Below are 26,014 nucleotides of genomic sequence, written 5' to 3' on the forward strand. Positions count from 1 at the left end.
TTTTATTCAAAATACAATTTTTTATCGTGTTGTTTCAGGCTTCTGATTTTGCATAAGTTTATGCTCTAGCTCAACCTAATTTATCGTTTGATAAATAACTTTTAGCTTATTTTTCAATTTATTATCTTCATTTATTGAACTGGATCACAAAAAAAAGACCTTTCATTGAAAGGTCTTTTTGGCTGCGTTGATTAAGCACTCCGTTGAACAGCGTGGCTGCGTAATGTGTCGGCAACCTCTAAAAGGACTTGCTCGGTTTTTTCCCAGCCTAAACAGCCATCGGTAACAGACTGACCATAGACCATGTCATCTGAAATTTTCTGATTACCATCAACCAAATGACTTTCAAGCATGACACCACACACATTGCTTTGCATACGTTCTGCAACAATTCGACGCAATACATTAGGTTGATTGAGTGGATTTTTACTACTGTTACCATGACTACAGTCAATCACCAAAGCAGGTAATTCACCTTTGACTTTATCTTGCATATGACGAATATCGGCTAAAGCATAGTTAGGCCCCGAGTTTGCACCACGTAAAATCAAGTGTGGCTTCGGATTTCCTTGGGACTGAAGCATACATGCCATGCCTTGCTGCCCAATTCCCATGAACTGGTGAGGGTTTGATGCAGACTGAATCGCATCCAGAGCAATTTGAATTGAACCATCTGTGCCATTTTTGAAACCAATGCTGAATGGCATATGACTCGAAATTTCACGATGAATCTGCGACTCGCTGGTACGCGCACCAATAGCTCCCCATGCCAACAGATCGTCGAAATAAGCAGTCGCCATCGGGCTTAAAATTTCTGTAGCAATCGGCAAACCCATTTCAATAATCGCTAAATACAATGCTCGAGACTGCTCTAATCCCAACTGCATATTGGAAGATCCATCAAGTAAAGGATCGTATAAAAAACCTTTCCAGCCCACCGTAGTCCGTGGTTTTTCAATATAAGCACGCATTACGAAGAAAATCTGATCTGAAACTTTGGCTTGTAGTTGTTTTAATTTTTCAGCGTATTCTAAAACCGCAATAGGGTCATGAATGGAACATGGGCCAGTAATGACCATTAAACGATGGTCTTTGCCTTCTAATATATTTTGAATGGTTTGACGCTGTTCAGCAATTTGTAGTTTTAATGGTGCTGAAAGTGGCAACTGGGCTTTGAGTTGCTGCGGTAAACTTAAAAGTGTTTCTTGAACTGTCGTTTGAGTACTTTGTAGTGCAGTATTTAGAGCATTCATTGGTTTGTATCCTTTGGACTGTGGTCTTCAGTCCGATCTTTTATTTGAGCGTTATGGGTCTAATGGATTGCTGGGCTAAAGTCATAAATTGACTAAAGTAAAACCAATAAAAGTTGCTAAAGTATGAATAGTTAGTTGTTTTCATGAAGTACTCCAAAATTTATTAAAACAGCAGATATAAAAAAACCTGACCAGGGTTGCCGATCAGGTATTAACTAGGTGGGCAACCTTTTGAAGCCCGAACGCGTTCAGGCAATTATCTAAATTGCCAGAAGTAATAATTTGCGTTAGAGATTACAGGTTGCTTTAACATTTTTATATCTTCAAAAATATGTTATCTGAAATTTAAAATACGCTGATTTTTTTGCTTTTACAACACTTTTTTATACAAAAAATTCAGTTCTATCCTGTTTAAGCTACTGCCTTCGCCTTTAACTCAATGGCTTAATCATGTTTGAGTTCATGAGAACAGTCGCTATTGAAGCCATGCCTAGTGTAGTTTTAGCAACTGCATTTCTGCCTGCTGAGCACAAACAGGCGGACTAAACAGATAACCTTGCCCAATATGGCAGCCCATATCTCTTAAAAGCTGCAATTGTGTTTCAGTTTCAATCCCTTCAGCAACGATATCCATCGATAAAATCGGACCAAGCTTGGCTAACCCTTCGACAATAGCATAAATCGATTTATCATCGCTTAAATGTTGCACAAAAGAGCAGTCAACTTTAATAATATCAACAGGATAGTCACGTAAATGAGTAAGAGAAGAATGCCCTGTACCAAAATCATCCAATGCTATTCGCACACCATTTGCTTTGAGTTTTTTTAAGGCACGAACCACGTATTCATAGCCGCGTTCAGCCAAATGATATTCAGTGACCTCGATTTCAACAAATTTCGAGGGGATGCGGTAGGCTTTGAGACGTTTTAAGAAGATCTCTGCAAAATTATCACGCATAAACTCAACAGGTGCTGCATTAATTGAAATAGGTACAATCTGTAAGCCTTTTGCCCGCCATTCAGTAATCTGCTTGAAGACCTGATGCTGCATAATCTCACCAATACGGCTGGATAACTCATAATCATTAAAGGCTGCTGCAATTCGTGCAGGACTTTGAATGTTATTCTGATCATCACGCCAACGTAAGAGCGCTTCATAACCGATAATTCTTTCTGAACCTAAACACACTTTCGGTTGAAAGAAAGCCTCGATGGCAACATTACGAATAATTTGATGCGCACAATTAAGTTGTTCAGATTGCTCCCGTACCGCATTAAACATATCCTGATCAAACATGCGCATACCACCGCGGCCCTGTGCTTTAACATCATTCAGTGCTGTATCGGCACACTTGAGTAGCTCACTGAGGTCATTGGCATCATCTGGATAGAGGCCACATCCAATACTCATGCCACATTGATGTAGTTCCCCGAAAATGTGATGGGAATCTCGAGTTGTTGCAAAATCTGCTGGGCAATTTGATTGAGTTCACCTATATGCTGTACATGCGGAATAATCACACCAAATTCATCCCCGCCAAGACGTGCCAAGAAAGCACGCCCTTCTAAAATTTGTTTTAAACGTTTCGATAAAATTCTTAAAAGGTGGTCACCTGCGGCATAACCGAGTGTGTCATTGATGGTTTTAAAGTGATCTAAATCCATCAACATGACGGCTAACTTTTGTTTTTTATCACGTGCACTACTATACAGTTTTCTGATTTTTTCTTTAAACGCACGTCGGTTATTTAAACCGGTTAACTCATCACGTTCACTGCCTTGTTTTAATTTTTGTTCTGTCAGATATTGTAGCGTGATATCACGTGAAACACATAAAATACTCTGGGTCTCTCCGTCAACATCAAGTACAGGTGTCAGAACATTATCCCAATAATAAACTTTACCGTCCGATAAACTCATGCCATTAAAACGCGAAATTTGGCCTTGGCTTGCATCATACAATGCTTTTTTGGCTTTTTTACGCACCGCAGGAGGCAAAAGTTCGACCCAAGACATACCAAAGTACTTAACATCTGCACTTCCCAATAACATGACACATGCCGACTTATTCATATGGGTGACCATACCATCTGGCTCAACCACAATAATGCAGTCTACGCTGGCATTTAACATATCCGAATGGGCACGTAACAGCGCCAAAGACTCGATATAAATTTTCATGCCCTGATGAATATCAGTGCAACTCAGTTGAAATCCAGCCGTAGAGCGATCCATTTCACCTTGGACTAAGAACCAATGATACTGGCCCTGATGATTACGAATCCGACAGGTTTTTTCAAATGTGAGCTCGGCAATTATCGGTTGATGCAAAAATTCATCTAATGCTGGCACATCTTCTGGATGAATATATTCGACCAAATTGAAGCTATCTGCGGATAAATCCATTCCTCCCACATACTGGCGTAAGGGTAAATTTATATATTTGCAGACGTCATTATGAATCCAAAAAAGCTGAGGAATAATATCAATCAGATGGTGGTCTTTTTTTGAAGTAGAACTCATTCCTGCCTGTTGATCATAAGCAATCTTTTTAGATTTATTCTTAGGCTGTGAATGGGTTCGAGACATAATAATTATCTGCAACTTAAACTTGCTGGTTTAGTCCATAACCAGACATATTGTTTAAAAAAGAAATCAAGCAAAGTCATGAAAAACAATGAAAAACAAAAAAGTAAATATAAGTATAATGACGCTGCGTGATTACCATCACAATATGCATCATATACAACTTATATAAGCGTATACCAATGAAAAATTGCAACTATTACACAAATAACTGAGAGCCGTTTTCAATAGCAAATGAGTATTCATTTGAGCGACATAGCAAAGCTAAACAACTTTCACTGAAAAACCAATATTAACAATAATTTATTTTAAGTAAATACCGACTATTCACATAATGATTAAATTTAATCCGACTTACACAAAGACATCATATAGAGGGGTTTTACGCCCTACTTTTGTGCAAAAAAAAAGCAGAAACCTAATGGGTCAATATTATCCAATAAAGTTTCTGCTCTGGTACATACTTGTGAGCTATGATTTAAAGATTCTTTTTTTCAATAAACTCAGATTGTGTTTCAGAAAAGACTGTGTAGGGTCACTTTTTTCATAACATTCATTTGGCAGCGAGTATTTAGCCAATTTCACCCAAACAGATGAAAACTGTTTGATAAAGCTCGCTTCATTGTAATGAATTCCATACTCTGCACACAGTGCTTTAATTTTGGGCGCGACTTGTGCGTAGCGATTGGCTGGCATGTCCGGGAAAAGATGATGTTCGATTTGATGACTCAAGTTCCCGCTTAAGATATGCAAGCCCTGTGTCCCACTAAAATTACTTGAGCCTCGAATTTGACGCAGATACCATTCGGCCCGTGTTTCATTGTCGATATTGTCCATTTCAAAGTTTTCAGAGTCTTCGGTAAAGTGACCATTAAAAATCACCGCGGATGCCCATAAACTACGAATAACATTGGCTACCGCATTTCCTGCAAAAACTGGCAGTGCATTTGGCCCGGCAATGATTGGGAAAAAGACATAGTCCTTAATCACTTGGCGTTTCATTTTCTGCCTAAAATCATATGACTCTGCCCAAACTTCGTGCCAAGTTTTTGTTTTATAGGCGACCACATCCTCTATATGCAGATTTTGTATACCAACATACCACTCAAAAAACACCATCAATTGTGCAGCTAAAGGCAGATTTAGCAAAAAGCGAGGTTCCCAGACCTGTGCATCGCTCACACGGACTAAGCCATAGCCGACATCATGGTCCATACCAACAATATTGGTGTAGGTATGGTGGATATAATTATGCGTATGTTTCCAGTCGGGGCCTGTGGCCATAGTGTCCCAGTCATAATTTGCCCCATTGAGACTCGGGTCATTTAACCAGTCAAACTGACCATGCATGACATTATGCCCAAGCTCCATATTTTCTACGATTTTAGATACCCCCAATAAACCTGTGCCCAAGAGCCATACTGGAGGCAGCCATCCTGCAAACATGAGCATTGCACGTGCGCTTATTTCGCTATAGCGCACAAAATTTCGGATTTTGTAAATATACTCAGCATCTTTTTCATTGAGACTTTCCATCACTTCACGACGGATCGCTTCAACTTTCGCACCAAACTCTTCGATTTGTGCAGGACTTAAATATTTGGATTTACTACTTTCACTAAAATAAACGGGAAGATTCATATCTATACCTTCTTAAAGGTTGATCACAACAGGACTAACCGCCTGTGAAATGCATAATTTAATTTGTGTGTTATTGTTTTGATCAAGCTCACCTGTGAGCAGATTCCGCACCACACCCTGAACTTTGGTACATGAACAAGTATTACAAATGCCCATACGACAACCATGTGCGGGACGTAAACCCGCCTGTTCTGCACTGTCTAATAAATTGCTTTTGGCCTGAAACTGTTGCTGAGAACGTTGAAACGTGACCACTTGAGCACTTTGGGTGTGATCGACAACAATTTGAAAGTATTCGGTATGCAGATAGTCAACTAAGTCTAGAGCCTGATAAATTTCTGTCAGGCTTTGCATCATATTGGCAGCACCGCAGGCATAGCATTCACGTTGTTCAAGACCTTCAATCTTTTGGCTAAGCAAGTCTTGGCTCAGATGTTGTTTATGGGTCAATGTATTGATATGGTGATATTTAAACTGCGGATAATGTTCGACCAGACTTTGCAGTTCTGCGCGAAAGGCATCATCCCGCGTAAAGTAAATGAGATCGATATTGGAAACTGTTTGTGGGCGTTTTAATGCAGCCTTAATCAATGCGTAAATTGCGGTAATACCACTCCCCGAGGCAATCATCAATGCAGAGTGAAGCTGACTTTTTAAAACAAATTCGCCTTGCGTTTGGGAAATTTCAACTACACTTTTCACAGGCTGTTGAGTGAGTGCATTTGAAACTTTGCCCTGTTGTTTGACAGCAATCACAAGATTACCATTTTCTAAAATCTCAACAATCGAATAGCTTCGCTGCCAACGTACACCAGCAATGAGTACTGTCACTAAGATACTTTGCCCAGCTTGATAGTCGGTTGCTTTAAAATGATGATTTGGCTGTAACTGCATGTACACGAAGTCATCTGATAAGTGATGCTTTGCAACAATCCGCGCTTTGGCTTTTTTCCATGCCCATAGCGGATTTACTTTTTCAGTCAGAAAATCGATGAAATCTTCGCGTACCCATTCGGGACGGTATTCAACATGCTTTCCCATAGTCACCCTCTGCTTTAGTTTATTTTTATACAAGTGTGCATTATTGAGACATTAAGATAAGGTGAGAACCTATTTTCGACTATGTCATAAAAGGACAAAATCTAACGAATTGACATTTTTTATCATTTTTGTCTAACAAAATGAACAGTTCTGCCAATTCACTTTTCTTCTAATCAAAAACAAAAAAACCAAGCCGCAGCTTGGTTTTTTAAACATCTTACAGCGAATTAGTCTTCAAAATGAATCACAGTACGGATTGATTTTCCATCATGCATTAAGTCAAAGGCTTCATTGATTTTGTCGAGACCCATGGTATGCGTAACAAATGGAGCTAAACGAATGTCGCCAGTCATTGCTTCTTCAACCATACCTGGCAGTTGTGAACGACCTTTTACACCACCAAAAGCCGTCCCTTTCCATGTACGGCCAGTAACCAGTTGGAATGGGCGCGTTGAAATTTCTTGGCCTGCACCTGCCACACCAATAATCACCGACTGGCCCCAACCACGGTGTGCACATTCAAGTGCTGAGCGCATGACATTGGTGTTACCAATACATTCAAATGAGTGATCAACCCCCCAACCGGTCATTTCAACAATGACTTCCTGTACAGGACGGTCATGATCTTTCGGATTTACAAAATCAGTTGCCTCGAATTCTGCTGCTAATTTATATTTGTCAGGGTTCGTATCAACCGCAATAATACGGCTGGCTTTGGCTTTTTTTGCACCTTGTACAACAGCGAGACCAATACCACCTAAACCAAAGACTGCAACGGTATCTCCCTCTTGCACTTTGGCTGTATTTTTGACTGCACCTAAACCAGTAGTCACGCCGCAACCCAATAAACAGACGTGTTCAGGGTTAGCATCTGGATTAATTTTAGCCAAAGACACTTCTGCGACAACGGTATATTCAGAAAAGGTTGAACAGCCCATATAGTGATAAATCGGTTGCCCATTATAAGAAAAACGCGTTGTACCATCTGGCATCAGACCTTTGCCCTGCGTCGCACGGACTGCAACACATAGATTGGTCTTGCCTGACTGACAGAATAAACACTCGCCACACTCAGCCGTATACAGAGGAATAACATGATCACCCGGCTGAACGCTGGTTACACCTTCAACGACCTGAACTACGATACCCGCACCTTCATGGCCTAAAACTGCTGGAAAAATACCTTCAGGATCATCACCAAATAAAGTAAATGCGTCGGTATGGCATACACCTGTATGGGTAATCTTGACTAAAACCTCACCTTTTTGTGGTGGAGCAACATCAATTTCAAGAGCATGTCCAGGTCCAAAGGCAACAGCTGCACGTGATTTCATTTTCGCTATCCTTAACAGGTCTTTAACAGATGCGCTACAGCAACCGCTTTTTATTCTCTGTTTCAACCTATAACATGTGAAATGTATAACGTATAAAAATTAGGTCTTTAAAATAAATATGCCGATACGAACTCATTGTCGACCGCTGATTTTGTTGAGCACCGTTTTAACATTGGCGGGATGTCAACTCGCCCCCAATCAAGCTAAGCCTTCAGACCCTGTAGAGATATATGCACAGCATTGGCTTAATGGTCAAGATGCGTCTGTACAGCAAAAACAGGGACTTACGGCCTATTTAGCTCTAGACGAAGCATTTATGAGTATTGCCTCACGCTTACATTTGATACGAGAGGCGAAGCACAGTCTAGATGTCCAATACTATATTTGGGGAGATGACTTTATAGGCCATATGATGTTGCATGAACTGTTAAATGCTGCAGATCGTGGTGTGAAAGTACGCTTATTGATTGATGACCAAAATGGCACTGCACTTGATGAAACTCTCAAAAAACTGAGTGCTCACCCCAATTTTGAAATCAAATTATTCAATCCTTACAAATACCGTCATTTACGTGTGATTGATTATGCTTTTCGCTTCAATCACATTAACCATCGTATGCATAACAAACTGATCATTGCTGATGGTGCAATTGCGGTAACTGGTGGTCGTAATATCAGCAGTGAATACTTTGATGCCAGTGAAAAATTCCAATTTACCGATTTGGACATTTTGTTTTATGGGCAAGCTGTAGAACATGCCAATAGCGTATTTCTAAATTTCTGGAATGATGATCTCAGTTATACAATTCCCCAATTAGTGGGTCGTGGAACAAAAGAAGAACTGGCTCAATTAAAACAGCACTATGAAGCGGATGCCTTAGATAAAAATGTGATTGAACAGAAAATTGATTTGGCTCGGATACAAGTCGATTCAGAGCTAACTAAACATCCTGTTAACTGGGCAAAGGCTTATTTCATTGCCGATTCTCCTAATAAAATTCGTGGTGAAGCAAAGCCTGATGAAATCATTGTCAAACAAATGTTCGATTTGATGGGCAAGCCTGAAAAGCATATGGAGTTGGTCTCCGCATATTTTGTTCCAACCACAGCAGGTGCCGACTATCTCTCCAATTTGGCAAAAAATGGAACTCGAGTTCGGGTCTTAACCAATTCGTTATTGGCTAATGATGTTGCCATTGTGCATGCATTTTATAAAAAATATCGCCGTGGCTTGCTCGAAAATGGCGTCAAACTGTATGAGTTTAAACCCTATATCGAACGAGAGAAATACACCTGGTATGAAGTGGCAACTGGTCATGTGATTCCAGCTAAAGGTCGAAGTTCCTCACGGCTCCATGCCAAATTTTTTGATATAGACGGAAAAGTCTTTGTCGGTTCGTTTAACTTTGACCCACGCTCAGCCCATTTAAATACAGAAGTGGGCTTAGTGATAGAGTCAGATCAATTGCAAAATGCAATCTCACACAAGTTAGATGAATTTCTCCCGCATATTGCATATGAGTTAAAGCTTAATCCTCAAGGCGATATCATTTGGCTTGAACATCAAAAAGATGGAAGTGTCATTGAACATCAAAAAGAACCCGAAACTACAAAATTTCAGCGTTTTATGATGAAAGCCGTGTCATACCTACCCATTGAATGGATGATGTAATTACATATGAGTGACATCATAAATATTCTCTAACGTACGATAGCTTTCCGTTTGTGCTGAGTGCTTTGTTTTTTAGGCTCAGCTTAAAAATGCTTTATCTATTGCTCTTCTTAATGAACAACTTTGAATATAAGACTCGTACAGAATAATTGGATCTGATACCTAAATTCATTCAAGGGCTTGAAAGGTTTTACTCAGTACACACTTTGATTTAACATGCAGCCCATCTTTTTTATCTCCCCTTTACAAAGTTTAGTAATGCAATTTTTTGATTTAAGTCGTCAGTTTAATCTCAGTAATATTTTAACCCCTTACAAAACACTAGAAGATCTTGCTCGACAAGAATGGTTTCTAAGTAAAGTGCGTGTTGAACATGACTGTTTGAGTGACAATGACATGGTTGAAGGGCAAGTCGTTTTAAAATCCAATCAAAATATCCAAATCGAACTGGGGTGGCTAATCCAAGATACAGGCCATGAACTTTTGGTTCAGTTTAAAGGGATCGAAACAGCTGCAAGCGAAGAGACTTTTGTTTTGGTGAAAGGTGCACAATTGATCGATGAATCGCAACAACCACTTTCGGCAGGTGCACTCAGCCTATGGATTGATGGAACATTATTTCCTATGCTGCCACAACTATGTAAACAGATTAAAGCGCGGCTTAATCTCTGGGACTATGTTGAGTACGAAGACTAAAGCAGACCAACCATCTACGAATGGCTGGAATATTCAGTCATGTGGATAATCCAAATAGTAACCTAAAGTAAGCCTATTTCAGAAAATAAGTTGTAATAAGCTTCGGCTTTTTTCTCTAAAGCCAAAGGATAGGCACGAGAAGAAGATGGCATCCGATAAAGCCTCAGGTCTCGCCCAGCAAAATGTGTCTCGGACTTCATGCCAATTTGTGGTTTTAACGTACCTGTAGGCATAGACAGCATAAGCGTATCAGTGGCTTTATCGCCCGTGGTCATCACACTATGACATCTGGGCATTTGTTCAAGTAAATGTTGTATATTGGTTGGGGTAATAATGTGCAAAAACTTATCTGAAGCATTGCCCTTTTGGCGAATCACTTCATAGGCCGTATCAAAAATCGCAATGCCCCGTTCATTTAAAAATGTACGGATCTGTTGTTCTTTAAATGTCTTCTGCTCGATATTGAGAAAATAATTTTTATCTTGGAAAAAACACAGGCCAAATATTTTCCACATATCATTTTGAAAATTTGGATAGTAAAAGTCCATTTTCCAGCGGGTCTTGGGCGGCGGAAAGCTGCCCAGCATCAATAATTTGGCATTAGCTGGGAGGAACGGTTTAAGTGGATGTTTTTCGATTTCAACTGAATGTGTCATAAGCTATAAAAAATTGTCTTTATTGCATTTTAAAAAGATTGGCGTATTTTTTCAGCCACTTGTTTACCCCAATACTGATAAATTTCTTTGCTGGGGTGGAAACCGTCTTTGGCCATAGCTAAGTTTAAAGCCAAAAACTTCTTTAGATCGTACTCTATCCACTCCATCTGTTTTTGCTGTGCGACAAATTGGCCTAATTCTAGGTTCATCGCTTTGGCATATTGACCGAACAACCATGCAAGTGGGTTTGGAAGTGCGGGAAACTGATCCATCGGGGGTACACCCGATGCAAGTGTTAGTTGTGGACTAAACTTATGTTTGAGTATGTGATAAAGCTGCTTCTGTTTTGCGATCCAAGCCTGCGGCGAAGTGAATTTTGTAATGTCATTTACGCCCACAGAAGTAATGATGACATCAAAATGCTGTGTCTCAAGTGTTTGGATGGACTGAATGACCTGATCTGTGGTGAATCCCGTCATTGCGTGTAAATAAAATTGAATACTAAACTCAGATGACAGTTCTTTTAAAATTGAACCCAATAAGGCATCATCTTGAACATTTACACCAACACCAGCCGCCGCTGAATCCCCCAAAATGAGCAAGGAAAGCGACTTACCCACGCCTTTTTGTCCAATGCGCTCTCCTTCGGGTTCAGCCAATCTTGGTGTATTTTTTTTGACGGCATAACCTTGAAATAGAATGACTGGAATCAAAGCCAGCGTATAAATTTTTAATCGCATATTCAGTGACTGGGTCTAAGCTAACTGAAAGATGAAAATAGTATACGTTGAATTGCACCGATACACAGACTTAAATATTCTTCAGAAATAAAGAATTAACGTTGTTCTAGCCATTTTAAGTCTTTATCTTCGGCTATTTTTCTAAGTGACAAATATAATCTACGACTTCACTTGCCATCATACTAAAGCGACTGTTGGCAGGAACATCAAAACTTTCACCTGCATGATACAGCCTCATTTCAGTCTGTAGCCCAATTTTAACTTGGCATTGACCTGAAACGATTTCAATATGCTCTGCGACATGTGTTTCAAAAGTCAGCGGTTGATCTGTAGGCAAAATAACCCCAAGGGTCTTTTGTGAACCATCTTCACATTGAATAACATGACTAATTGAACGCCCACCAAAATGAACATTGGGCTTTTTTCTGACTGAAACAAAGTCGAATTGTGTGGACATCTTGATCACCTTTTTTCTTCAATGCTACCTCGGTATTATGACCAACTCATGAATGCACTCAAATGCTCATCTGGAAATAGCAACCTGTATTTAGAAGGCACTCACATAGTTAAAAATAAAAAGGCTGATTTACAGCCTTTTTATTTCAATCATTAACCCAGTTTATTGACCAATTTCAGCGGTAAAATTTTCATCGCCAAACCTAGTGGTAGCCATGGCCATTTAGGAACATAGGCTTTTACAGGGGCTTTTTCAATTTCTGCGGCCAACAGTCGTGAACCTGTTTTTTCATCGACTTCAAAAGGCAGTGGTTTTGCACCCTCATTAATTTCTGTACGAATATAGCCAGGAAAAATAGTCGTGACTTTAATTGGGGTATTGAGCAGTTCTGCACGAATACCTTCGGCCAAATGTGCAACACCTGCTTTACTTGCACCATACGCTGTCAAATGTTTCGGCATACCGCGGACTGCACTCATAGAAGAGATAACAACCAAATGCCCTGCATTTTGCTCACGGAAAATTTCAACTGCAGCTTCACACTGCGCTAGAGCTGAAATAAAGTTGGTTTCAACCGTGGCTTTATTAATCGCAAAACTGCCTTTACCAATTCGACGTCCATCTCCAATTCCAGCATTTACAATCACACGGTCTAAATGGCCAAATTCTTGTTTAAATGCACGAAAAACTTCAAACACTTGATCGTAATTGGTCACATCTAAAACTTTAGGGATGACTTTTATCCCGTACTTGCTTTCAAGTTCCTGCTTTAAACTTTCAAGGCGATCTAAGCGTCGTGCACAAATTGCCAAGTTATAGCCTTTTTGTGCAAATTCGCGCGCCATACCTGCACCAATGCCAGAACTTGCCCCTGTAATTAAAATTGTTTTAGCCATGTCTTAATCCTGTCCTTAGATCCATGTCAGTAAGTTTGAGTTTTCGGCTTTAATAAAATGATGTTCATTGAGACTTAAAAGCTGCGGTTCATTGCCCACCAGTCGTAATGTGGTCATGCTGCTGTTGGCAATAGCCCAATTTAGGGCAAAGGTTTTATTTGGACTTAAACCCAACAGCTTACCTGCAACCACTGAAATTACACCGCCTGAAGTAAACACCACAGCATAGCGCGGTTTGCTTTGAGCCAATTCATCACACAAATCTTGTAAAGCGACTTCAATTCGACTTTTAAATTCAGGCCATGATTCATCGTACTCATGGTGATAGTCGCCACCTGTCCATCGTTCAATTGCCCCTTCAAATATCTTGGCCAAATATGCACGTGGGTTCGATTCTTTAGCCACATCGGCTTTTAGTAAATGTGGCTCGTTAAAACGCGGTTCGTAATGAGCGAAGACTTGTTGATGATTGAACTCATTCCATGCAGAATTTGTTAAAACATCTACTTCAGGAAAGCACTCAGCCAAAGAAATACATGCCGTTTGCTGATGTCGCTGCATGGAGCCTGACACCACCACAGGCGCTTCTTTTAAGATCTGATCAAAATATTGACCTAAAATTTTGGCTTGGAGTTCACCATTGGGAGAGAGTTGATCATAACTTTCTGCACCAAAAGATGCTTGCCCGTGGCGAATGAAATAAATAGTGGTCATTTGCCTAATATTTCCTTCATTTTAACAATGTATTTTTGAGCGACTTCATTGGCTTCAATTTTTTGTAAACCAATCAATTTAAGTGCGCGAATATGGAGAGCATGAATTAAAATCCAAAAATCTTTGAAGGCAGGATTATTGGTCTGTTTGTGGTGATAACGATAATAAATTTGTTGAGCAATCACAGCTAAACGGAAAATACCAAAGACTTCATAAAAGGTCCAATTTTCTACTTCTAAACCTGTTTTTTCTAAATAATAATCGACCACTTCTTTACGTGTGAACATGCCTTTAAGATTTGTCGGTTGACGACGTGTCGCTTTAAATAGTGCACTATCCGACTCTTCAACCCAATATGCCAAAGCCGAACCTAAGTCCATCAGAGGATCGCCGAGCGTTGCCATTTCCCAATCTAAAACACCAATAATTTGTGTCGGATGATTCGGATCTAAAATGACATTATCAAAACGCCAATCGTTATGAATTACACAAGTTTTTGAGTCTGCTGGAATGTTATCTTTCAGCCACTTTCGCACATATTTAAATGAAGGGACGTTAATGGTTTTGGCTTTTTCAAAACGAGCGTCCCAACCTTCCACTTGACGACGGCAGTAACCCTCACCTTTACCAAGGTTCTCAAGCTCCGTGCCTTGGTACGGGACTTGATGAAGTTCGATCAGTTTATCAATCACATTGATACACAACTCACGAACTTGGGCTTCTTTAAAATCTAACTCTCTCGGTAAATTGGCCCGTGGAATAATGCCTTCTACACGTTTCATCACGTAGAAGTCACAGCCAAGAACAGACTCGTCCTGACACAATGCAACCATTTTGGGAAGTACAGGATAAAAAGGGGTTAAATTTTTTTGCACATGATATTCACGTGCCATGTCATGTGCAGATTTAGCTTTGGTACCTTTGGGTGGGCGGCGTAGAATTAGATCGACATTGTCGTATTTCAATCTATACGTCCAGTTAGATGCACCGCCTGAGTATTGCGTGACTTCAACCTGCCCTTGTAGGTCGACTCCTTGTGCTTTGAGCCAGTTTTCTACAGCTACAGCATCCAGTTCTTCACCCGCCCGAACTGTTCCACCTACATCAATCGCTGACATTCTTTTTTCCCAAACTATCAATCTTTTCTTTATAACTTAGAAGATCATCTATTCTTATTTCAACACGATGAATTAAAGAGATGATCTTCTCCTCTATTATTTTTTACGACGTGTACTATAGTCGCGTTTTGCCAGTTCTAATTTAGCAATCATGCCTTTATGGACTTCATCCGGTCCATCGGCCAAACGCAGTGAACGTGCTTGAGCGAAGAAACCTGTCAAAGGTGTATCACGCGACACACCTGCTCCGCCGTGAATTTGAATCGCCATATCGACCACTTTTTCAAGCACACTTGGCGCAACGACTTTAATGGCAGAGATTTCGGTTAACGCTGCCATATTCCCTAAAGTATCCATTTTATACGCAGCATACAAGGTTAATAAACGTGCTTGATCAATTGCAACACGTGCATCAGCCACGCGCTCTAGGTTTCCACCTAATTTTAAAATTTCTTTGCCAAATGCAGTACGACTCATACCACGATCGATCATCAATTCTAAAGACTTTTCCGCAGCACCAATACAGCGCATACAGTGATGAATACGACCTGGCCCTAAACGACCTTGGGCAATTTCAAAACCTTGACCTGCGCCACCAATAAAGTTAGAAATAGGTACACGAACATTACTAAAGCTAATTTCGCCGTGACCATGTGGAGCATCGTAGTCACCAAAGACTGGTAACATTCGTTCTATTTTGACACCAGCCGTTTCAACAGGCACTAAAACCATCGAGTGTTGATGGTGGCGATCTTTCGTTTCATCTGGTGTATGTGCCATAAAAATAATAATTTTGGCATTGGGGTCGCCTAAGCCTGAAGACCACCATTTACGGCCATTTAGCACAATCTCATCGCCTTCGATCACGGCTGTTGCTTGCATATTGGTCGCATCGGATGAAGCAACAGCTGGTTCTGTCATACAGAAAACAGAACGAATTTTTCCATCTAAAAGCTGCGTAAGCCACTCTTGCTTTTGAGTTTCAGAGCCATAACGCCACAATACTTCCATATTGCCACTGTCAGGCGCATTACAGTTAAATACGGTCGGCGCAAGAAGACTGCGACCTGTGAGTTCTGCAATATGAGCGTACTCTTGAACCGATAGACCTTGGCCCAATTCAGGACATGGCAAAAACATATTCCATAAACCCGCAGCTTTTGCTTTGGCTTTGAGCGTTTCAAGTTGTACAGGCCACTGCCATTTGGTCCAGTCGCCACCTTGGTTCAGTTCATGTACCTCATGCCAAAAGTCAGTTTCGATCGGCTCAATTTCGTTTTGAATAAATTGTTTGGTACGTTCTACATAATCTTGAGCACGTGCTGAAAGTTCAAACATGGCTGCTTCCTTCGATCTATTTTGATATTTTCGCTTTACATCAACATAACCTGAAAACTAATATGAACAAAATGATTTTATTTTATAGATCAGCATGAACAGTATTCATAGTAAGTCACCCATTGATATGGGGCTTTTTCATCGCATCGATATCAATTTATACCCGCTTTTTATTGCAATTTATGAGCAAAAAAGTATTTCTAAAGCAGCTCAAATCTTGTCGATTACGCAGTCTGCTGCTAGTCATGCCTTGCAGCGTCTACGTAGCCATTTAAAGGATGATTTATTTGTTCGCTCTGGCAGCCAAATGCTTCCAACACCTTTTGCAGAACAAAATTACCTAATTATTAAAAATGCTTTAATTGCAATTCAAAGTATTTCCATGCAGCAGCAAAGCTTCGACCCCAACATGGTTCAAAGCCTAAAAATTGCGATTCATGATGAAATCGAACCAATTGTTTTCCCAAAGTTAGTTGCTCACTTTCAGAAACTTGGACTAAGTATTCAGTTCATGAGTAGCAAGCTTGACCGTAAAACAGTAGATGCTGATTTAGTTTCTCAGCAAATTGATTTTGTAATTGATTTGGAACAAAACTTTGGCGATAAAATTCAATTTGAGAGCTTGGTCAAAGACCAGTTTGTGGCTTGTACTCAGCTCCAGCAAATCAATGCTGAATTGTATTTGGCTGCACCACATATTGGTGTATCTTCGCGGCGTACTGGTGTTTTGGTTGAAGATGTTCATTTAAATCGTAAGCAACTGTCTAGGCAGGTTTTTTTGCGTTGTCAGCACTATTCCACTGCGCTACAAATTTTAGAGCAATATCCAAATGCAATTTTAACGATTCCTCAAAATATTTTGAGCCATTTGCATGTTTCCCCTCTGCTCAATATTTTTGATGTTCCTGTGAAACTGCCGCAGATGAATATTGGAATTTATTGGCATAAAAATTTAACTGAAAATAAAAGACACCTTTTTTTTAGGAACGAAATTTATAAAATTTTTGCTTAGGCTATTTTATGAAATTTAAAAAAAATCGAAGTTCTAAGTTAGTTCCTGTATTGACTGTCATTTGGAACCTCTAAACAACCAACGCACCAGTCTTACAAATTACTCCTTGTTTTTTTCTAATTCTGTATCTTTGTTATATACACCATAACCATTTGTAGGAACACTCAATTTGAAAGTAAACAATAAGCATCTCATCTTAAGATGCTTAAAATATGGAATAAATGTTAATTTCTTAATAGCATTTATAAGGAATTAAAGCCGTTTAGAACTTAGCGACCGTACCAAGAGTTTATTCTTTTTACATAGCTAACGGTAAATCTTCTTGTTTAGCTCGTTCAAATGCATCAAAAAATTCTTCGTGTTGTACTTCCCTATTTACCACAGCGCATACTGCTTTATCTTCTGCAGTTTTTTGATCTACCTCTTCGCCCTTTCCACTACGACGGGACTCATATACCGTTCTTTGACGGAAATAACTAAAAGGTTCAGCATTACTCATAAAACCGTACTTAGAGTCATGAATATAGTTTTGATAAAAGCTCATAATTTCTGGTGTTGATTCTTTATGCCAACTCGCGAACTCCCAATCATCTACGTCTAAGAAAAACTCATATGCTTTTGAAACAGGTGACAATATTCTAAAAATATTTATTCCACCAGATTTATTAGGTGCTGTTAGGTTTTGTAATTTTTCTAAGCGGCTGATTTCAGTTGCCATATCTGATGGGCCGATCGGTAATATTTCACGAAATTTATTATCTTTACGCACATTTTGACTGACAGAGGCTGTCTTGCTTCTCGCCAATGTTCCATACGCACTATAATAAACTTTCATTGCAGCAGCAATTTGATCTTGAACTTTTCCTGTAGAAAACATTTGTGCTTTTACCGCATCATACAAACGCTGTGTTTCATTTTGAATTTCAAACTGTTCAGTAAATAATGCCCCATATTTTTCTTTTAATTGATTATAGTCAAACATTCGAACACCTGCACTGACAGCATCTTCCAACATGTCTTTCAATGGGATACGGGCAAAGTTATCATTTACATTCTGACTACCAGGTGTATAGCCACCACCAACATCGGAATGCATGCCTGGATAAACAAGTTCTTTCCAATTTGGATTGGCAATTTGACCATTTCCTTTATGAATTAAATCGACAGGGAAAGCAAAGCGCAGCTCATTTCCTGCAACATGGTGCACACACATTTTAATGCGTTCATCAATGACCATATCCCGACCTTCAAAGGTTAAATTATTATTTAAGTTGGTCGCGGGTAAGCCAAATGAGGCAACGGTATCAAAGATACCCATAAATTTAAATTCAATAGGGTATTTTCCAGTGCCGTAACTTAAACCGTTACAATCAGATTCGCATTGCCACATAAATTGATTCGTAAATGCACGGGCTAGAGCTGCTCCACGAGAGAAGCCGAATGTAGAAATATTAATTTTTTTAATGAGGCGATGTTGCTTTAAACTATTATCGACCTCTGCAAAACTATACACTTTTTTTTCATTGGCATACTTACCTGTGTCTATTTCTGATTTTTTTGCATTTAAAATCATGACTTGCTTTAAGGCATCATTAAGTTGATCTTCGCCATAATCTAAGCGTCGGGTTCCACCTGTCCCCACACCAAGGCCAAAACCACTATGGTCTTGCATCATAGCGAGTGCACGTTGAAATATATTTAACTCACCATTAAAACGTGTGCCTACGCCTGATACATAGATTGCATAATTTGACTTACACCCATTACTCTCACTTTCTTGTGCATGCTGATCAGCAGATTTCCACAACCTAGCTGGATTTGACCATTTCTTTTTTTCTTCATCAGCATCTTTGTTATTACCTGTACCATCAAAAAAAACTGAAATATGGACTACATCTGAACAATCCTGTTTTGCAGTAGGCGGTGTATTGGAAACATCACTATTGGTTTCTGTTGTTCGTTTTATTATTGTTTTTGTAAACATTATTTAGCTCCATTATTTTTAATTTTTTCTCGCCACTTTAATCCTTTCTCCGTTGGGACTGGCCAATTAAGAGAAGTTATAATTTCAATTGTATCATCAGGATATAAATGAACAACAAGGTATTTTTTATCCTTAACATCATTTTTATTTAAAATAACTTGATTCTTTGATTTATGTAATTCACCAGTTTTTGCATCTTTCCACGTAACGTCTTGTAAACCAATTTTTACGGCAGATGTATTCATGGATCCAATGGCTCCGCCAATAATATGATTATTTAATTTGACGTCATAAGTATTATAAGTTGGATTATAATTAGCTGATGTTGTACCCATATAATATGTAGCATTTGGTCCAATACCTGCACAACCTGCAGCACTAAAAACTAAGCTGATAGGTAGTAGGATTAACTTCTTTATATTCATAGTAGTTCCTTGTTTTCTTTAAAATATTTAATCTATGTAAACATATCTAATTTATATAGATTAAATAGCTTTAATCGTTTTCGTAAACATTATTTAGATCTATTTAGTTAACCTATCATACCAAGCATTACCTTTTACAGTCGGATTTGGCCAATTATTGGATGTTGAAATTTCAATACTATCATCTGGATATAAGTGTACCGCCAAGTACTTCATTCCGTTAATGTCTTCTTTTGTTAGGCTGACTTCATTTGTAGCATTATGAACTTGCCCTGTTTTTTCATCCATCCATGTGACAATTTAAGTTCCAGCTTTTACTGGAGAAGTATTCATAGATCTTCCATATCCTCCACCTATTTCTGTACCATTTAATTTCACCATATAGCTTGCATACGCTGGATTATAATTAAAGGATACTTCTCCCATGTAATATGTTGTATTTGGTCCAATACTGGTACATCCAATTAATTCAAAAATAATTACTGATATTAAAATTAATTTTTTAGGATGAATCAATATCATTGCTTAAATCTGTCCATATGCCCAGTTTCCGATACAGCCAGATAATGTCACTGGTATAATGATAAGTAAAAAAAATAATACTTTGTAATTCATATTTACTCTTTCTTGAGAATGTATGTTGATTCATTTTAATAAGGTATATAAAAAACTAAAATTATATTATTCAGCTTTAGCCATTACATTATTCATCACTTGATCCATTGTGAATTTTTTATCTTTCAAATGAATCAACAGGTACTGTAAATTATGATCTGACTCAAATTGATCTTTGTAAATCAGCTTTAAACAGATGAAATTTAAAATATCACGTGTACCTGACAAGTCATAAGCTCTTGCTTTAGGGATACTCTTAACCACCAACTGATACAGAGTATCATCATCAATTTTATCGACTAAAAATGAGTTATTGAGTTTAAGATAATACATCAAATTATCGGGAAAGGTTGCCTCGACCATCATTTCTTCTTGTTCAGCGGAAAAGTGTAGTGGTGTTTCTATGGATGGAAGTAATTCAACACGCTCATTCAAGCCAAATATGCCCTGCAAATTACCTGAACGATCCCAGTACCACCAACTTTGAATCGGTTTAAGCAAGGTTTCAATTTGTTGTGGATTGAATACAGGCCCTTGTACATATAATGTTTTATCGGCTTTGTGACCAACCAATGTTGCTAAGATAGCAGGATCCCAAAATGCTAACATCATTTCTAGACCACCATCGAATTCGACATCTAAGAATTGGCGTAAGTGTTTATATAAGTAATCAAATGACAAGGGTGAAATAATAATCGTCATTTTGGTCGTGCCAGCGATATTTTTTTCTATCCACTCCCATTCGAGTGCAGTAAAGTCTTTTGGTAATTGCAGTAAATGTGGAGAGATTTCTCTAGCCTTTTCGCCACCTGCTTCTGTCAAGAGGCATTTTTGCCTTAAGTGCTCTAAAACTTTTAAGAATGTTTTATCTTGGGCTGCATCGGCTAATGCATAAACGTTTAATCCAACTTGATCAAGCGGATACTTTTCAAATGTTTTAAAGAAAATTTGGAGACTTTGGTTGCCTATCATTTACATTCCATCTCCTTTGTTAATAAAAGCACCACGTTGTGCTGCTCGTCGAGCGAGACATTCCCAACAAATATTGTTAGGGAAAAGAGGAAGTGTAGGACTTTCACTCGCACCTGCTGTAAAGAGATGTTGACTGGCTTTGGCAGTAAATTTATTTGGTGTAATGACGGTAACCCCATCACCATTAATTTTTAAGGCACTGTTTTTTGCTTTAAATACAATTTCGGTCGGGCTGTGAATTTCTACTTTGCCTTCAGATGAGGTTATTTTGACGTCTAGTCGTGCTGAAACATCTAAGACATTGTCTTGTGATTGCAGATCAAATTTGCCTTTTGCTGCATAAATTTTTAGATCGTCTTCGCCTGCAAAAACACTGACTTTTTTCTTGGCATTCAATATGAGCTGTTCATCTGTACTAACATTGATAGATTGAACACCGCCAACGGTAATACTATCCAAAGCATTCATATGAATGTCTTTCCCTGAAACCAGAGAAATACTTTCTGGTGATGCCAAGAGCATCAGAGCATCTTTCGTTGCTTTTAAGTCAGACCATTGTGATTCAATCGTTTTAATATATTGATCAATATTTTCGAGCATATCTGCAGCTTCAGATTTTTGCTTAACTGCATATTCAGATAGTGCCTTCATACTTTCCAAACTTTCTGTGAAATTTTGGATGGCTTCTTTTGTCTCTAAGTGTGTATCGGTTGCTTTGTCTTGAACAAACGTTGAAAGATATAGCCCTTTACTTCGGATAGCACCTGCATGATCAGTTCTGAGTTCAAAGCCTTCTCCACGACCATCACTTTCAGCTTTGTCTTTTGGATGACTTAAATTCCCTAAGTTCAGTTGGGTTGCACCGTGACTACTATGTAACTGGGCACTGATTTGCCCTGTTGTATCATCAAAACGCAGTTGGTTGTAACCTTCACCTCCGACTTCTTTTGAACGGATTCCACTAAGTTTTTTGGTATCAGGGAGTTGTCCTTTAATATCAAATTTGGTTGGCAAACGCTGCGCTTCGTGAATACGGCCAGTCACAAATGGACGATCAATATTGCCATCAAAGAAGTCGATAACAACCATTTCATCCTTACGTGGTAAAAAACGTGCACCATAACCTTCGCCTGCCCAAGGGGTAAGAACATCTACCCATGCTGAATCGGTATCAGTATCATTTGATCCTGCACCACCATCGTGTGCATGGTCTTCTGTACGTGTGAATAAGAAGCGGACCTTGATTCGCCCCCATTCATCAACATGGATTTCTTCACCATCACTCACGACTTTAGCGCGTTGTACATGTGCAGCAGGACGATGAGTCAATGGATCATATTCAGGAACAACCTCAATCGTACGACGTACGACAGTTAGCTCATTTGCTTGACGTTCTTGATCACTGTCTTTACTGGTTGCCCAATGACTTAAACTTAACAACTTTTCAATTTGATCTTTGATATCTTTAGGCAGGTTGTTTTGGTTATAAAAATGCTTCGTTAAGATTAAGAATTCTTTATCCTTTGGACTATGGTTCTTCTCTAGCTCTGGATGATCATTCAACTGAAACCAATAGCCAACTTGAGTATCACGTACACTACTATTTGCTATAAAATATTTTGCCTGCAAAGCCTGATATTGATTCAGCTGTTTATTGAGTTTATCTAATTGGCCATTTCCTGAAGCAGTAGCCTGATCTTCCCCTTTTAGATCCCCAATCCAAGCAGGTGAGATATTCCAAGCTTGCTCCAAAGTTAAACTTTCATTATCTTGCTGGGCACTGTGCTGATGTGAACTGATCACTGAACCACTTGCGTCTTCTTGCCTCAAACGATCAGCTTGCCAACGTTGTACGTGAATGGCTGTCGGTTGCAATTGACGTTGCGCAATAAAGCTTGTAATGCTATCTAATTGTTCTGTGGCATTTGAACGATGATAGCGAATGCTTCTTCGCTCAATTGCTTCAAATTGAGCATTATTATCTATTAACTTAAGTATTTGTGGCTCAATATTGTCATCGTTACTTGAGACAAAAAAATGAGACTCATCAACCAACCAATTAATCGCCTCTTCACGTAACAGCCTAGTTAAATACGCATAATCACTTTCATTCGACTGCATAGAGAAAGGGCGTATATCGTAATTCCTGCTTAAACCACTGGTATCTAATTTTAGACTAGCAGCAAACAAAGGGCTTTTACTTTGCCATTCTTTGAAAATAATTTCACAAATTTCCACCGCACTTTTATTCATAAATACACGGCTATTACACCGTTTGCGCAGTAAACTAGTGGTATCCTGCATGGTGAGCCGATAGAGGCTCAAAGCACCATCACTTTGCCCTTGGCTTGCACCTGTAATAATACCTGTAGTTCTATATAGTTGGCCTGAATCTGTCACCTGATCAACGGCAACTTGGCATCCAATAAATTGTTTTAATTCGATATATGGATTTGTAGATAAGCAGATCAGTTCTAAGGATAACCCATCATTAATACCATGATAACCTTCGAGGCGTTGCAGCATGATTTGAGAATTAACAGCTGCATTTGAAAGTTGAATACTAATTGCTCGTTTTTGTAGTCCAAAACCAAGCTTATCCAAAATACTGGAAATATTATTTATCATTATTATGACCTTAATTTTACAAAAATATGCTAACAAAACAATGTATTGTTCTCAAAACTATTCGGTATATTTTTTGTTATCAGGGATAAATAATTATTTGTCTTATGAAAATATCAGCTTAAATAGCATTCAAATGATTTAAAGGAATACAAATTCACTCAATTAAACTGACTAATGGCTATTTTACTTCGTTAAAAATTTGTTCCAGTTTACTTGTTTAATTAAACATCTATTCTCTTATGAAAAATAAACACTTGAGATCACTTAAAACATTTTAAATAGTGTATCTGCCATACAATGTCTTTTTGATATTTTTATTTTCCATTACTCTCCTCTATGTTTGATCACCTGTCCAATAGCTGGCTCATCGGTATTGGCTTCGCCCTTTGCCTAATGCTGGTATTTACTTTTTATAAAATACAAAATGCTCTCAGCCAATTTCTCCATCCCTTTAAAAAAGGTAAAACCTATTGGTGCCGAATTACGGCTATAAGTGATGGTGATACGCTGACATGTTATCGGTTTAACTTTCGACGCTCTGAAACCAAATTACGCTTTGCCTATATTGATGCACCTGAGTCGACTCAAAGCTATGGGCCTGAATCCAAACGCTTAATCAAAAAAATGGTTTATCGGAAAGTGGTTCGTGTTCGAATTACAGACATTGACCGTTACGGTCGCTGTGTAGGTGAAATCTATCGTTTTCGGAGAAGTATGAATGAAGAAATGGTCAAACGTGGTGCAGCATGGGTCTATGAGGACTATATTAAGGATAAAAAGCATTTGAAACATATGAATGCTTTACAAAGTCATGCGAAAAAGCACAAGAAAGGTTTATGGCGCGGCACACGCCCTATTCGCCCGAGTGACTACCGCAAACTGAAGAAGTAGCCGATCTGTAAAAACTAAGCCTAAAAAGCCGCTCTATATAAAGCGGCTTTTTCATTGATTATTTGAAGACCCTAAAGCGTACAGCATCATCCACAAAGCCTTTTTCTTTAGCTTCCCCCTCAACCGAACCAAAGACTAGTTGTGCACGCTGTTTCCAACTTGCAGGCACATCCCACTCAGCATGGACTTCCTCATCTACAATTGGATTGTAATGCTGTAAAGATGCACCTAAACCTAAGGTATGTAATGCAGTCCAAGTTGCAAACTGTGCTATTGCAGTTGAATGCTCTGCCCATACTGGGAAATTTTCAGCATAAGATGGAAATTGCTCTTGTAGATTCTGAATTACATCTAAATCTTCAAAAAATAAAACTGTTCCCACACCTGCTGCAAAACTGGCCATTTTTGCCGTTGTTTTAGCCGCACTTTCTTCATCTTTAGCGTAAGACTTCAGTTTTTCAGCCACAAAAGTCCAAAAATTTTCATGTTCCGCATTAAATAAAATTACCGCCCGAGATGACTGTGAATTGAACGATGATGGGCTTTGTTTAATGGCAGTTTGAATCAAATCAGTTAAAAATTCAGGGCTGTGCTCGACCTTTTTACCAATGGCATAAATGGTACGACGCTTTGTGATTAAGTCGATGAACTGATTTGACATATTATAAAATCCTTACGGTTATACTGTGAATGATGACGCAATGTATCAAGCAATATTAATTCCAACATTTGACCAAATAATAAAATTTATTGCTTTAGATGCAGTTTAAATACTTTCTTGTGCTCGCAAATACATAGTTTTGCTATCGATATAAAAAATCCTCCATTTGGAGGATTTTTGAATGACTTAAAATTTGGCTTCTAAGACTTGAGTGGAAATTTTATTTTTCCATAAGTCACGAAGAACGGGTAAATAGAACTTTTCACCCAGTTCAACCAATTCTGCATCGATCAATGCATGAATCTCATGCATAAATAAATAATCGAGTTCAACTGTTTTCAACTGTTGCTGTGCTTTTGCAAAGTCTTTGCGCTTTTGTTGTGCACGTTTCACTAGAGCATCGGCAAAATCTTTATCTTTAAACTGTTTGATCGCGTTTAAGCGTAATTCAATAACGCCCCAACCACTCAACAACAGTTTGAAAAGTTCAAAGTCAGTCGTGGTTGATTCCCATGTCATTTCTTCAAGATTTTCATTTTCAGGTAGAACAGGAAGTAATAACTCCATAACACTTGGGAAAATCTTTTTGAAATTTAAAACAAATTTAACAGGATGTTCACCCGGATAATCGTTAAATTGCACGTTTTTCTGAACATCTGTCAAATAAATATCAAGCATGGTAAC

Annotated in this window: 24 protein-coding genes and 1 pseudogene; 5 read left to right on the forward strand and 20 right to left on the reverse strand. The window is 38.8% G+C overall.

The genetic code is table 11. The annotated features are described in order from the left end of the window. Positions 1-191: 191 nt before the first annotated feature. On the reverse strand, positions 192-1,253 hold the full coding sequence (locus MF4642_RS05815) for a 3-deoxy-7-phosphoheptulonate synthase (protein WP_078425603.1): 1,062 nt from the start codon (positions 1,251-1,253) through the stop codon (positions 192-194). Between MF4642_RS05815 and MF4642_RS17345 the strand changes: the two genes are divergently transcribed. Continuing rightward, positions 1,232-1,345, forward strand: coding sequence for a hypothetical protein (locus MF4642_RS17345; protein ID WP_157843581.1), 114 nt, complete (start codon positions 1,232-1,234; stop codon positions 1,343-1,345). The two genes, MF4642_RS05815 and MF4642_RS17345, sit on opposite strands and share 22 nt — an antisense overlap. A 398-nt stretch (positions 1,346-1,743) precedes the next feature. On the opposite strand, the gene MF4642_RS17135 is transcribed toward MF4642_RS17345, so the two are convergent. The 5 genes from MF4642_RS17135 to MF4642_RS05835 all read right to left on the reverse strand — a co-directional run bounded on the left by MF4642_RS17135 (position 1,744) and on the right by MF4642_RS05835 (position 7,855). After that, positions 1,744-2,664, reverse strand: a complete 921-nt coding sequence (locus tag MF4642_RS17135) for an EAL domain-containing protein (protein ID WP_227518520.1) — start codon at positions 2,662-2,664, stop codon at positions 1,744-1,746. Continuing rightward, on the reverse strand, positions 2,661-3,842 hold the full coding sequence (locus tag MF4642_RS17140) for a diguanylate cyclase domain-containing protein (RefSeq protein ID WP_227518521.1): 1,182 nt from the start codon (positions 3,840-3,842) through the stop codon (positions 2,661-2,663). The genes MF4642_RS17135 and MF4642_RS17140 overlap by 4 nt, the downstream gene beginning before the upstream one ends. 468 nt (positions 3,843-4,310) lie before the next feature. Then, a complete protein-coding gene (locus MF4642_RS05825) occupies positions 4,311-5,480 on the reverse strand; it encodes a fatty acid desaturase family protein (RefSeq protein WP_078425604.1) in 1,170 nt (389 codons plus the stop codon). A 12-nt stretch (positions 5,481-5,492) separates the two neighbouring features. Continuing rightward, positions 5,493-6,521 (reverse strand): flavin reductase family protein, encoded by a 1,029-nt coding sequence (locus tag MF4642_RS05830; RefSeq protein ID WP_078425605.1) that lies wholly within the window; start codon positions 6,519-6,521, stop codon positions 5,493-5,495. 227 nt (positions 6,522-6,748) lie between these two features. Further along, a complete protein-coding gene (locus tag MF4642_RS05835) occupies positions 6,749-7,855 on the reverse strand; it encodes an S-(hydroxymethyl)glutathione dehydrogenase/class III alcohol dehydrogenase (protein ID WP_078425606.1) in 1,107 nt (368 codons plus the stop codon). Between the two features lie 118 nt (positions 7,856-7,973). On the opposite strand from MF4642_RS05835, the gene MF4642_RS05840 reads away from it, so the two are divergent. Both MF4642_RS05840 and MF4642_RS05845 read left to right on the forward strand, forming a co-directional pair. Continuing rightward, the gene (locus MF4642_RS05840; protein WP_078425607.1) at positions 7,974-9,527 is read left to right on the forward strand and encodes a phospholipase D family protein; all 1,554 of its coding nucleotides are present in this window, start codon (positions 7,974-7,976) and stop codon (positions 9,525-9,527) included. Positions 9,528-9,785: 258 nt separating this feature from the next. Next, positions 9,786-10,223 (forward strand): hypothetical protein, encoded by a 438-nt coding sequence (locus tag MF4642_RS05845; protein ID WP_078425647.1) that lies wholly within the window; start codon positions 9,786-9,788, stop codon positions 10,221-10,223. A 62-nt stretch (positions 10,224-10,285) separates the two neighbouring features. On the opposite strand, the gene MF4642_RS05850 is transcribed toward MF4642_RS05845, so the two are convergent. The 7 genes from MF4642_RS05850 to MF4642_RS05880 form a co-directional block, all read right to left on the reverse strand. Further along, the gene (locus tag MF4642_RS05850; RefSeq protein ID WP_078425608.1) at positions 10,286-10,879 is read right to left on the reverse strand and encodes a uracil-DNA glycosylase family protein; all 594 of its coding nucleotides are present in this window, start codon (positions 10,877-10,879) and stop codon (positions 10,286-10,288) included. Positions 10,880-10,908: 29 nt separating this feature from the next. Beyond that, positions 10,909-11,619, reverse strand: a complete 711-nt coding sequence (locus MF4642_RS05855; RefSeq protein WP_078425609.1) for an SGNH/GDSL hydrolase family protein — start codon at positions 11,617-11,619, stop codon at positions 10,909-10,911. 133 nt (positions 11,620-11,752) lie between these two features. Then, positions 11,753-12,076, reverse strand: a complete 324-nt coding sequence (locus MF4642_RS05860) for a pyrimidine/purine nucleoside phosphorylase (RefSeq protein ID WP_004693265.1) — start codon at positions 12,074-12,076, stop codon at positions 11,753-11,755. Positions 12,077-12,228: 152 nt separating this feature from the next. Further along, the gene (locus tag MF4642_RS05865; protein WP_005399526.1) at positions 12,229-12,972 is read right to left on the reverse strand and encodes an SDR family oxidoreductase; all 744 of its coding nucleotides are present in this window, start codon (positions 12,970-12,972) and stop codon (positions 12,229-12,231) included. Between the two features lie 15 nt (positions 12,973-12,987). After that, positions 12,988-13,686: a histidine phosphatase family protein gene (locus tag MF4642_RS05870; RefSeq protein WP_078425610.1), complete on the reverse strand. Its 699-nt coding sequence runs from the start codon at positions 13,684-13,686 to the stop codon at positions 12,988-12,990. Further along, the gene (locus MF4642_RS05875) at positions 13,683-14,804 is read right to left on the reverse strand and encodes a phosphotransferase family protein (protein WP_078425611.1); all 1,122 of its coding nucleotides are present in this window, start codon (positions 14,802-14,804) and stop codon (positions 13,683-13,685) included. The genes MF4642_RS05870 and MF4642_RS05875 overlap by 4 nt, the downstream gene beginning before the upstream one ends. A 96-nt stretch (positions 14,805-14,900) precedes the next feature. After that, complete coding sequence (locus tag MF4642_RS05880; protein WP_078425612.1) at positions 14,901-16,142, reverse strand: acyl-CoA dehydrogenase family protein; 1,242 nt, start codon at positions 16,140-16,142, stop codon at positions 14,901-14,903. Between the two features lie 94 nt (positions 16,143-16,236). Here MF4642_RS05880 and MF4642_RS05885 point away from each other — a divergent pair, with 94 nt between their 5' ends. Further along, the gene (locus MF4642_RS05885) at positions 16,237-17,154 is read left to right on the forward strand and encodes a LysR family transcriptional regulator (protein WP_005399530.1); all 918 of its coding nucleotides are present in this window, start codon (positions 16,237-16,239) and stop codon (positions 17,152-17,154) included. A 298-nt stretch (positions 17,155-17,452) separates the two neighbouring features. On the opposite strand, the gene MF4642_RS05890 is transcribed toward MF4642_RS05885, so the two are convergent. The 5 genes and pseudogenes from MF4642_RS05890 to MF4642_RS05910 form a co-directional block, all read right to left on the reverse strand. Continuing rightward, on the reverse strand, positions 17,453-19,138 hold the full coding sequence (locus MF4642_RS05890) for a T6SS phospholipase effector Tle1-like catalytic domain-containing protein (protein WP_078425613.1): 1,686 nt from the start codon (positions 19,136-19,138) through the stop codon (positions 17,453-17,455). Beyond that, complete coding sequence (locus MF4642_RS05895) at positions 19,138-19,563, reverse strand: hypothetical protein (protein ID WP_078425614.1); 426 nt, start codon at positions 19,561-19,563, stop codon at positions 19,138-19,140. The genes MF4642_RS05890 and MF4642_RS05895 overlap by 1 nt, the downstream gene beginning before the upstream one ends. Before the next feature lie 99 nt (positions 19,564-19,662). Then, positions 19,663-20,085 (reverse strand): annotated as a pseudogene (locus tag MF4642_RS05900) (hypothetical protein). Between the two features lie 159 nt (positions 20,086-20,244). Then, positions 20,245-21,150 (reverse strand): DUF4123 domain-containing protein, encoded by a 906-nt coding sequence (locus MF4642_RS05905; RefSeq protein WP_078425615.1) that lies wholly within the window; start codon positions 21,148-21,150, stop codon positions 20,245-20,247. Then, positions 21,151-23,778 (reverse strand): type VI secretion system Vgr family protein, encoded by a 2,628-nt coding sequence (locus MF4642_RS05910; protein WP_078425616.1) that lies wholly within the window; start codon positions 23,776-23,778, stop codon positions 21,151-21,153. Between the two features lie 336 nt (positions 23,779-24,114). Between MF4642_RS05910 and MF4642_RS05915 the strand changes: the two genes are divergently transcribed. Then, positions 24,115-24,669 (forward strand): thermonuclease family protein, encoded by a 555-nt coding sequence (locus MF4642_RS05915; RefSeq protein ID WP_078425617.1) that lies wholly within the window; start codon positions 24,115-24,117, stop codon positions 24,667-24,669. Between the two features lie 58 nt (positions 24,670-24,727). Here MF4642_RS05915 and MF4642_RS05920 read toward each other — a convergent pair whose 3' ends face one another. Together MF4642_RS05920 and MF4642_RS05925 are read right to left on the reverse strand one after the other, a co-directional pair. After that, positions 24,728-25,330 (reverse strand): nitroreductase family protein, encoded by a 603-nt coding sequence (locus MF4642_RS05920; RefSeq protein ID WP_078425618.1) that lies wholly within the window; start codon positions 25,328-25,330, stop codon positions 24,728-24,730. A gap of 186 nt (positions 25,331-25,516) precedes the next feature. Beyond that, positions 25,517-26,008 (reverse strand): hypothetical protein, encoded by a 492-nt coding sequence (locus MF4642_RS05925; protein ID WP_010326627.1) that lies wholly within the window; start codon positions 26,006-26,008, stop codon positions 25,517-25,519. Positions 26,009-26,014 lie beyond the last annotated feature (6 nt).

Origin of the sequence: Acinetobacter sp. MF4642 (genome assembly GCF_002018925.1) — a bacterium.
In the GTDB taxonomy this organism is placed as follows: domain Bacteria; phylum Pseudomonadota; class Gammaproteobacteria; order Pseudomonadales; family Moraxellaceae; genus Acinetobacter; species Acinetobacter johnsonii.

Excerpts from the sequence above, each read along its gene's own strand:
- MF4642_RS05835 (WP_078425606.1), bottom strand. The coding sequence starts at position 7,855 with ATGAAATCACGTGCAGCTGTTGCCTTTGGACCTGGACATGCTCTTGAA.
- MF4642_RS05875 (WP_078425611.1), bottom strand. The coding sequence starts at position 14,804 with ATGTCAGCGATTGATGTAGGTGGAACAGTTCGGGCGGGTGAAGAACTG.
- MF4642_RS05845 (WP_078425647.1), top strand. The coding sequence starts at position 9,786 with ATGCAATTTTTTGATTTAAGTCGTCAGTTTAATCTCAGTAATATTTTA.
- MF4642_RS05880 (WP_078425612.1), bottom strand. The coding sequence starts at position 16,142 with ATGTTTGAACTTTCAGCACGTGCTCAAGATTATGTAGAACGTACCAAA.
- MF4642_RS05920 (WP_078425618.1), bottom strand. The coding sequence starts at position 25,330 with ATGTCAAATCAGTTCATCGACTTAATCACAAAGCGTCGTACCATTTAT.
- MF4642_RS05855 (WP_078425609.1), bottom strand. The coding sequence starts at position 11,619 with ATGCGATTAAAAATTTATACGCTGGCTTTGATTCCAGTCATTCTATTT.
- MF4642_RS05895 (WP_078425614.1), bottom strand. The coding sequence starts at position 19,563 with ATGAATATAAAGAAGTTAATCCTACTACCTATCAGCTTAGTTTTTAGT.
- MF4642_RS05915 (WP_078425617.1), top strand. The coding sequence starts at position 24,115 with ATGTTTGATCACCTGTCCAATAGCTGGCTCATCGGTATTGGCTTCGCC.
- MF4642_RS05890 (WP_078425613.1), bottom strand. The coding sequence starts at position 19,138 with ATGTTTACAAAAACAATAATAAAACGAACAACAGAAACCAATAGTGAT.
- MF4642_RS05840 (WP_078425607.1), top strand. The coding sequence starts at position 7,974 with ATGCCGATACGAACTCATTGTCGACCGCTGATTTTGTTGAGCACCGTT.
- MF4642_RS05830 (WP_078425605.1), bottom strand. The coding sequence starts at position 6,521 with ATGGGAAAGCATGTTGAATACCGTCCCGAATGGGTACGCGAAGATTTC.
- MF4642_RS05870 (WP_078425610.1), bottom strand. The coding sequence starts at position 13,686 with ATGACCACTATTTATTTCATTCGCCACGGGCAAGCATCTTTTGGTGCA.
- MF4642_RS17135 (WP_227518520.1), bottom strand. The coding sequence starts at position 2,664 with ATGAGTATTGGATGTGGCCTCTATCCAGATGATGCCAATGACCTCAGT.
- MF4642_RS05850 (WP_078425608.1), bottom strand. The coding sequence starts at position 10,879 with ATGACACATTCAGTTGAAATCGAAAAACATCCACTTAAACCGTTCCTC.
- MF4642_RS05885 (WP_005399530.1), top strand. The coding sequence starts at position 16,237 with ATGAACAGTATTCATAGTAAGTCACCCATTGATATGGGGCTTTTTCAT.
- MF4642_RS05865 (WP_005399526.1), bottom strand. The coding sequence starts at position 12,972 with ATGGCTAAAACAATTTTAATTACAGGGGCAAGTTCTGGCATTGGTGCA.
- MF4642_RS05815 (WP_078425603.1), bottom strand. The coding sequence starts at position 1,253 with ATGAATGCTCTAAATACTGCACTACAAAGTACTCAAACGACAGTTCAA.
- MF4642_RS17140 (WP_227518521.1), bottom strand. The coding sequence starts at position 3,842 with ATGTCTCGAACCCATTCACAGCCTAAGAATAAATCTAAAAAGATTGCT.
- MF4642_RS05910 (WP_078425616.1), bottom strand. The coding sequence starts at position 23,778 with ATGATAAATAATATTTCCAGTATTTTGGATAAGCTTGGTTTTGGACTA.
- MF4642_RS05905 (WP_078425615.1), bottom strand. The coding sequence starts at position 21,150 with ATGATAGGCAACCAAAGTCTCCAAATTTTCTTTAAAACATTTGAAAAG.
- MF4642_RS05860 (WP_004693265.1), bottom strand. The coding sequence starts at position 12,076 with ATGTCCACACAATTCGACTTTGTTTCAGTCAGAAAAAAGCCCAATGTT.
- MF4642_RS05825 (WP_078425604.1), bottom strand. The coding sequence starts at position 5,480 with ATGAATCTTCCCGTTTATTTTAGTGAAAGTAGTAAATCCAAATATTTA.
- MF4642_RS05925 (WP_010326627.1), bottom strand. The coding sequence starts at position 26,008 with ATGCTTGATATTTATTTGACAGATGTTCAGAAAAACGTGCAATTTAAC.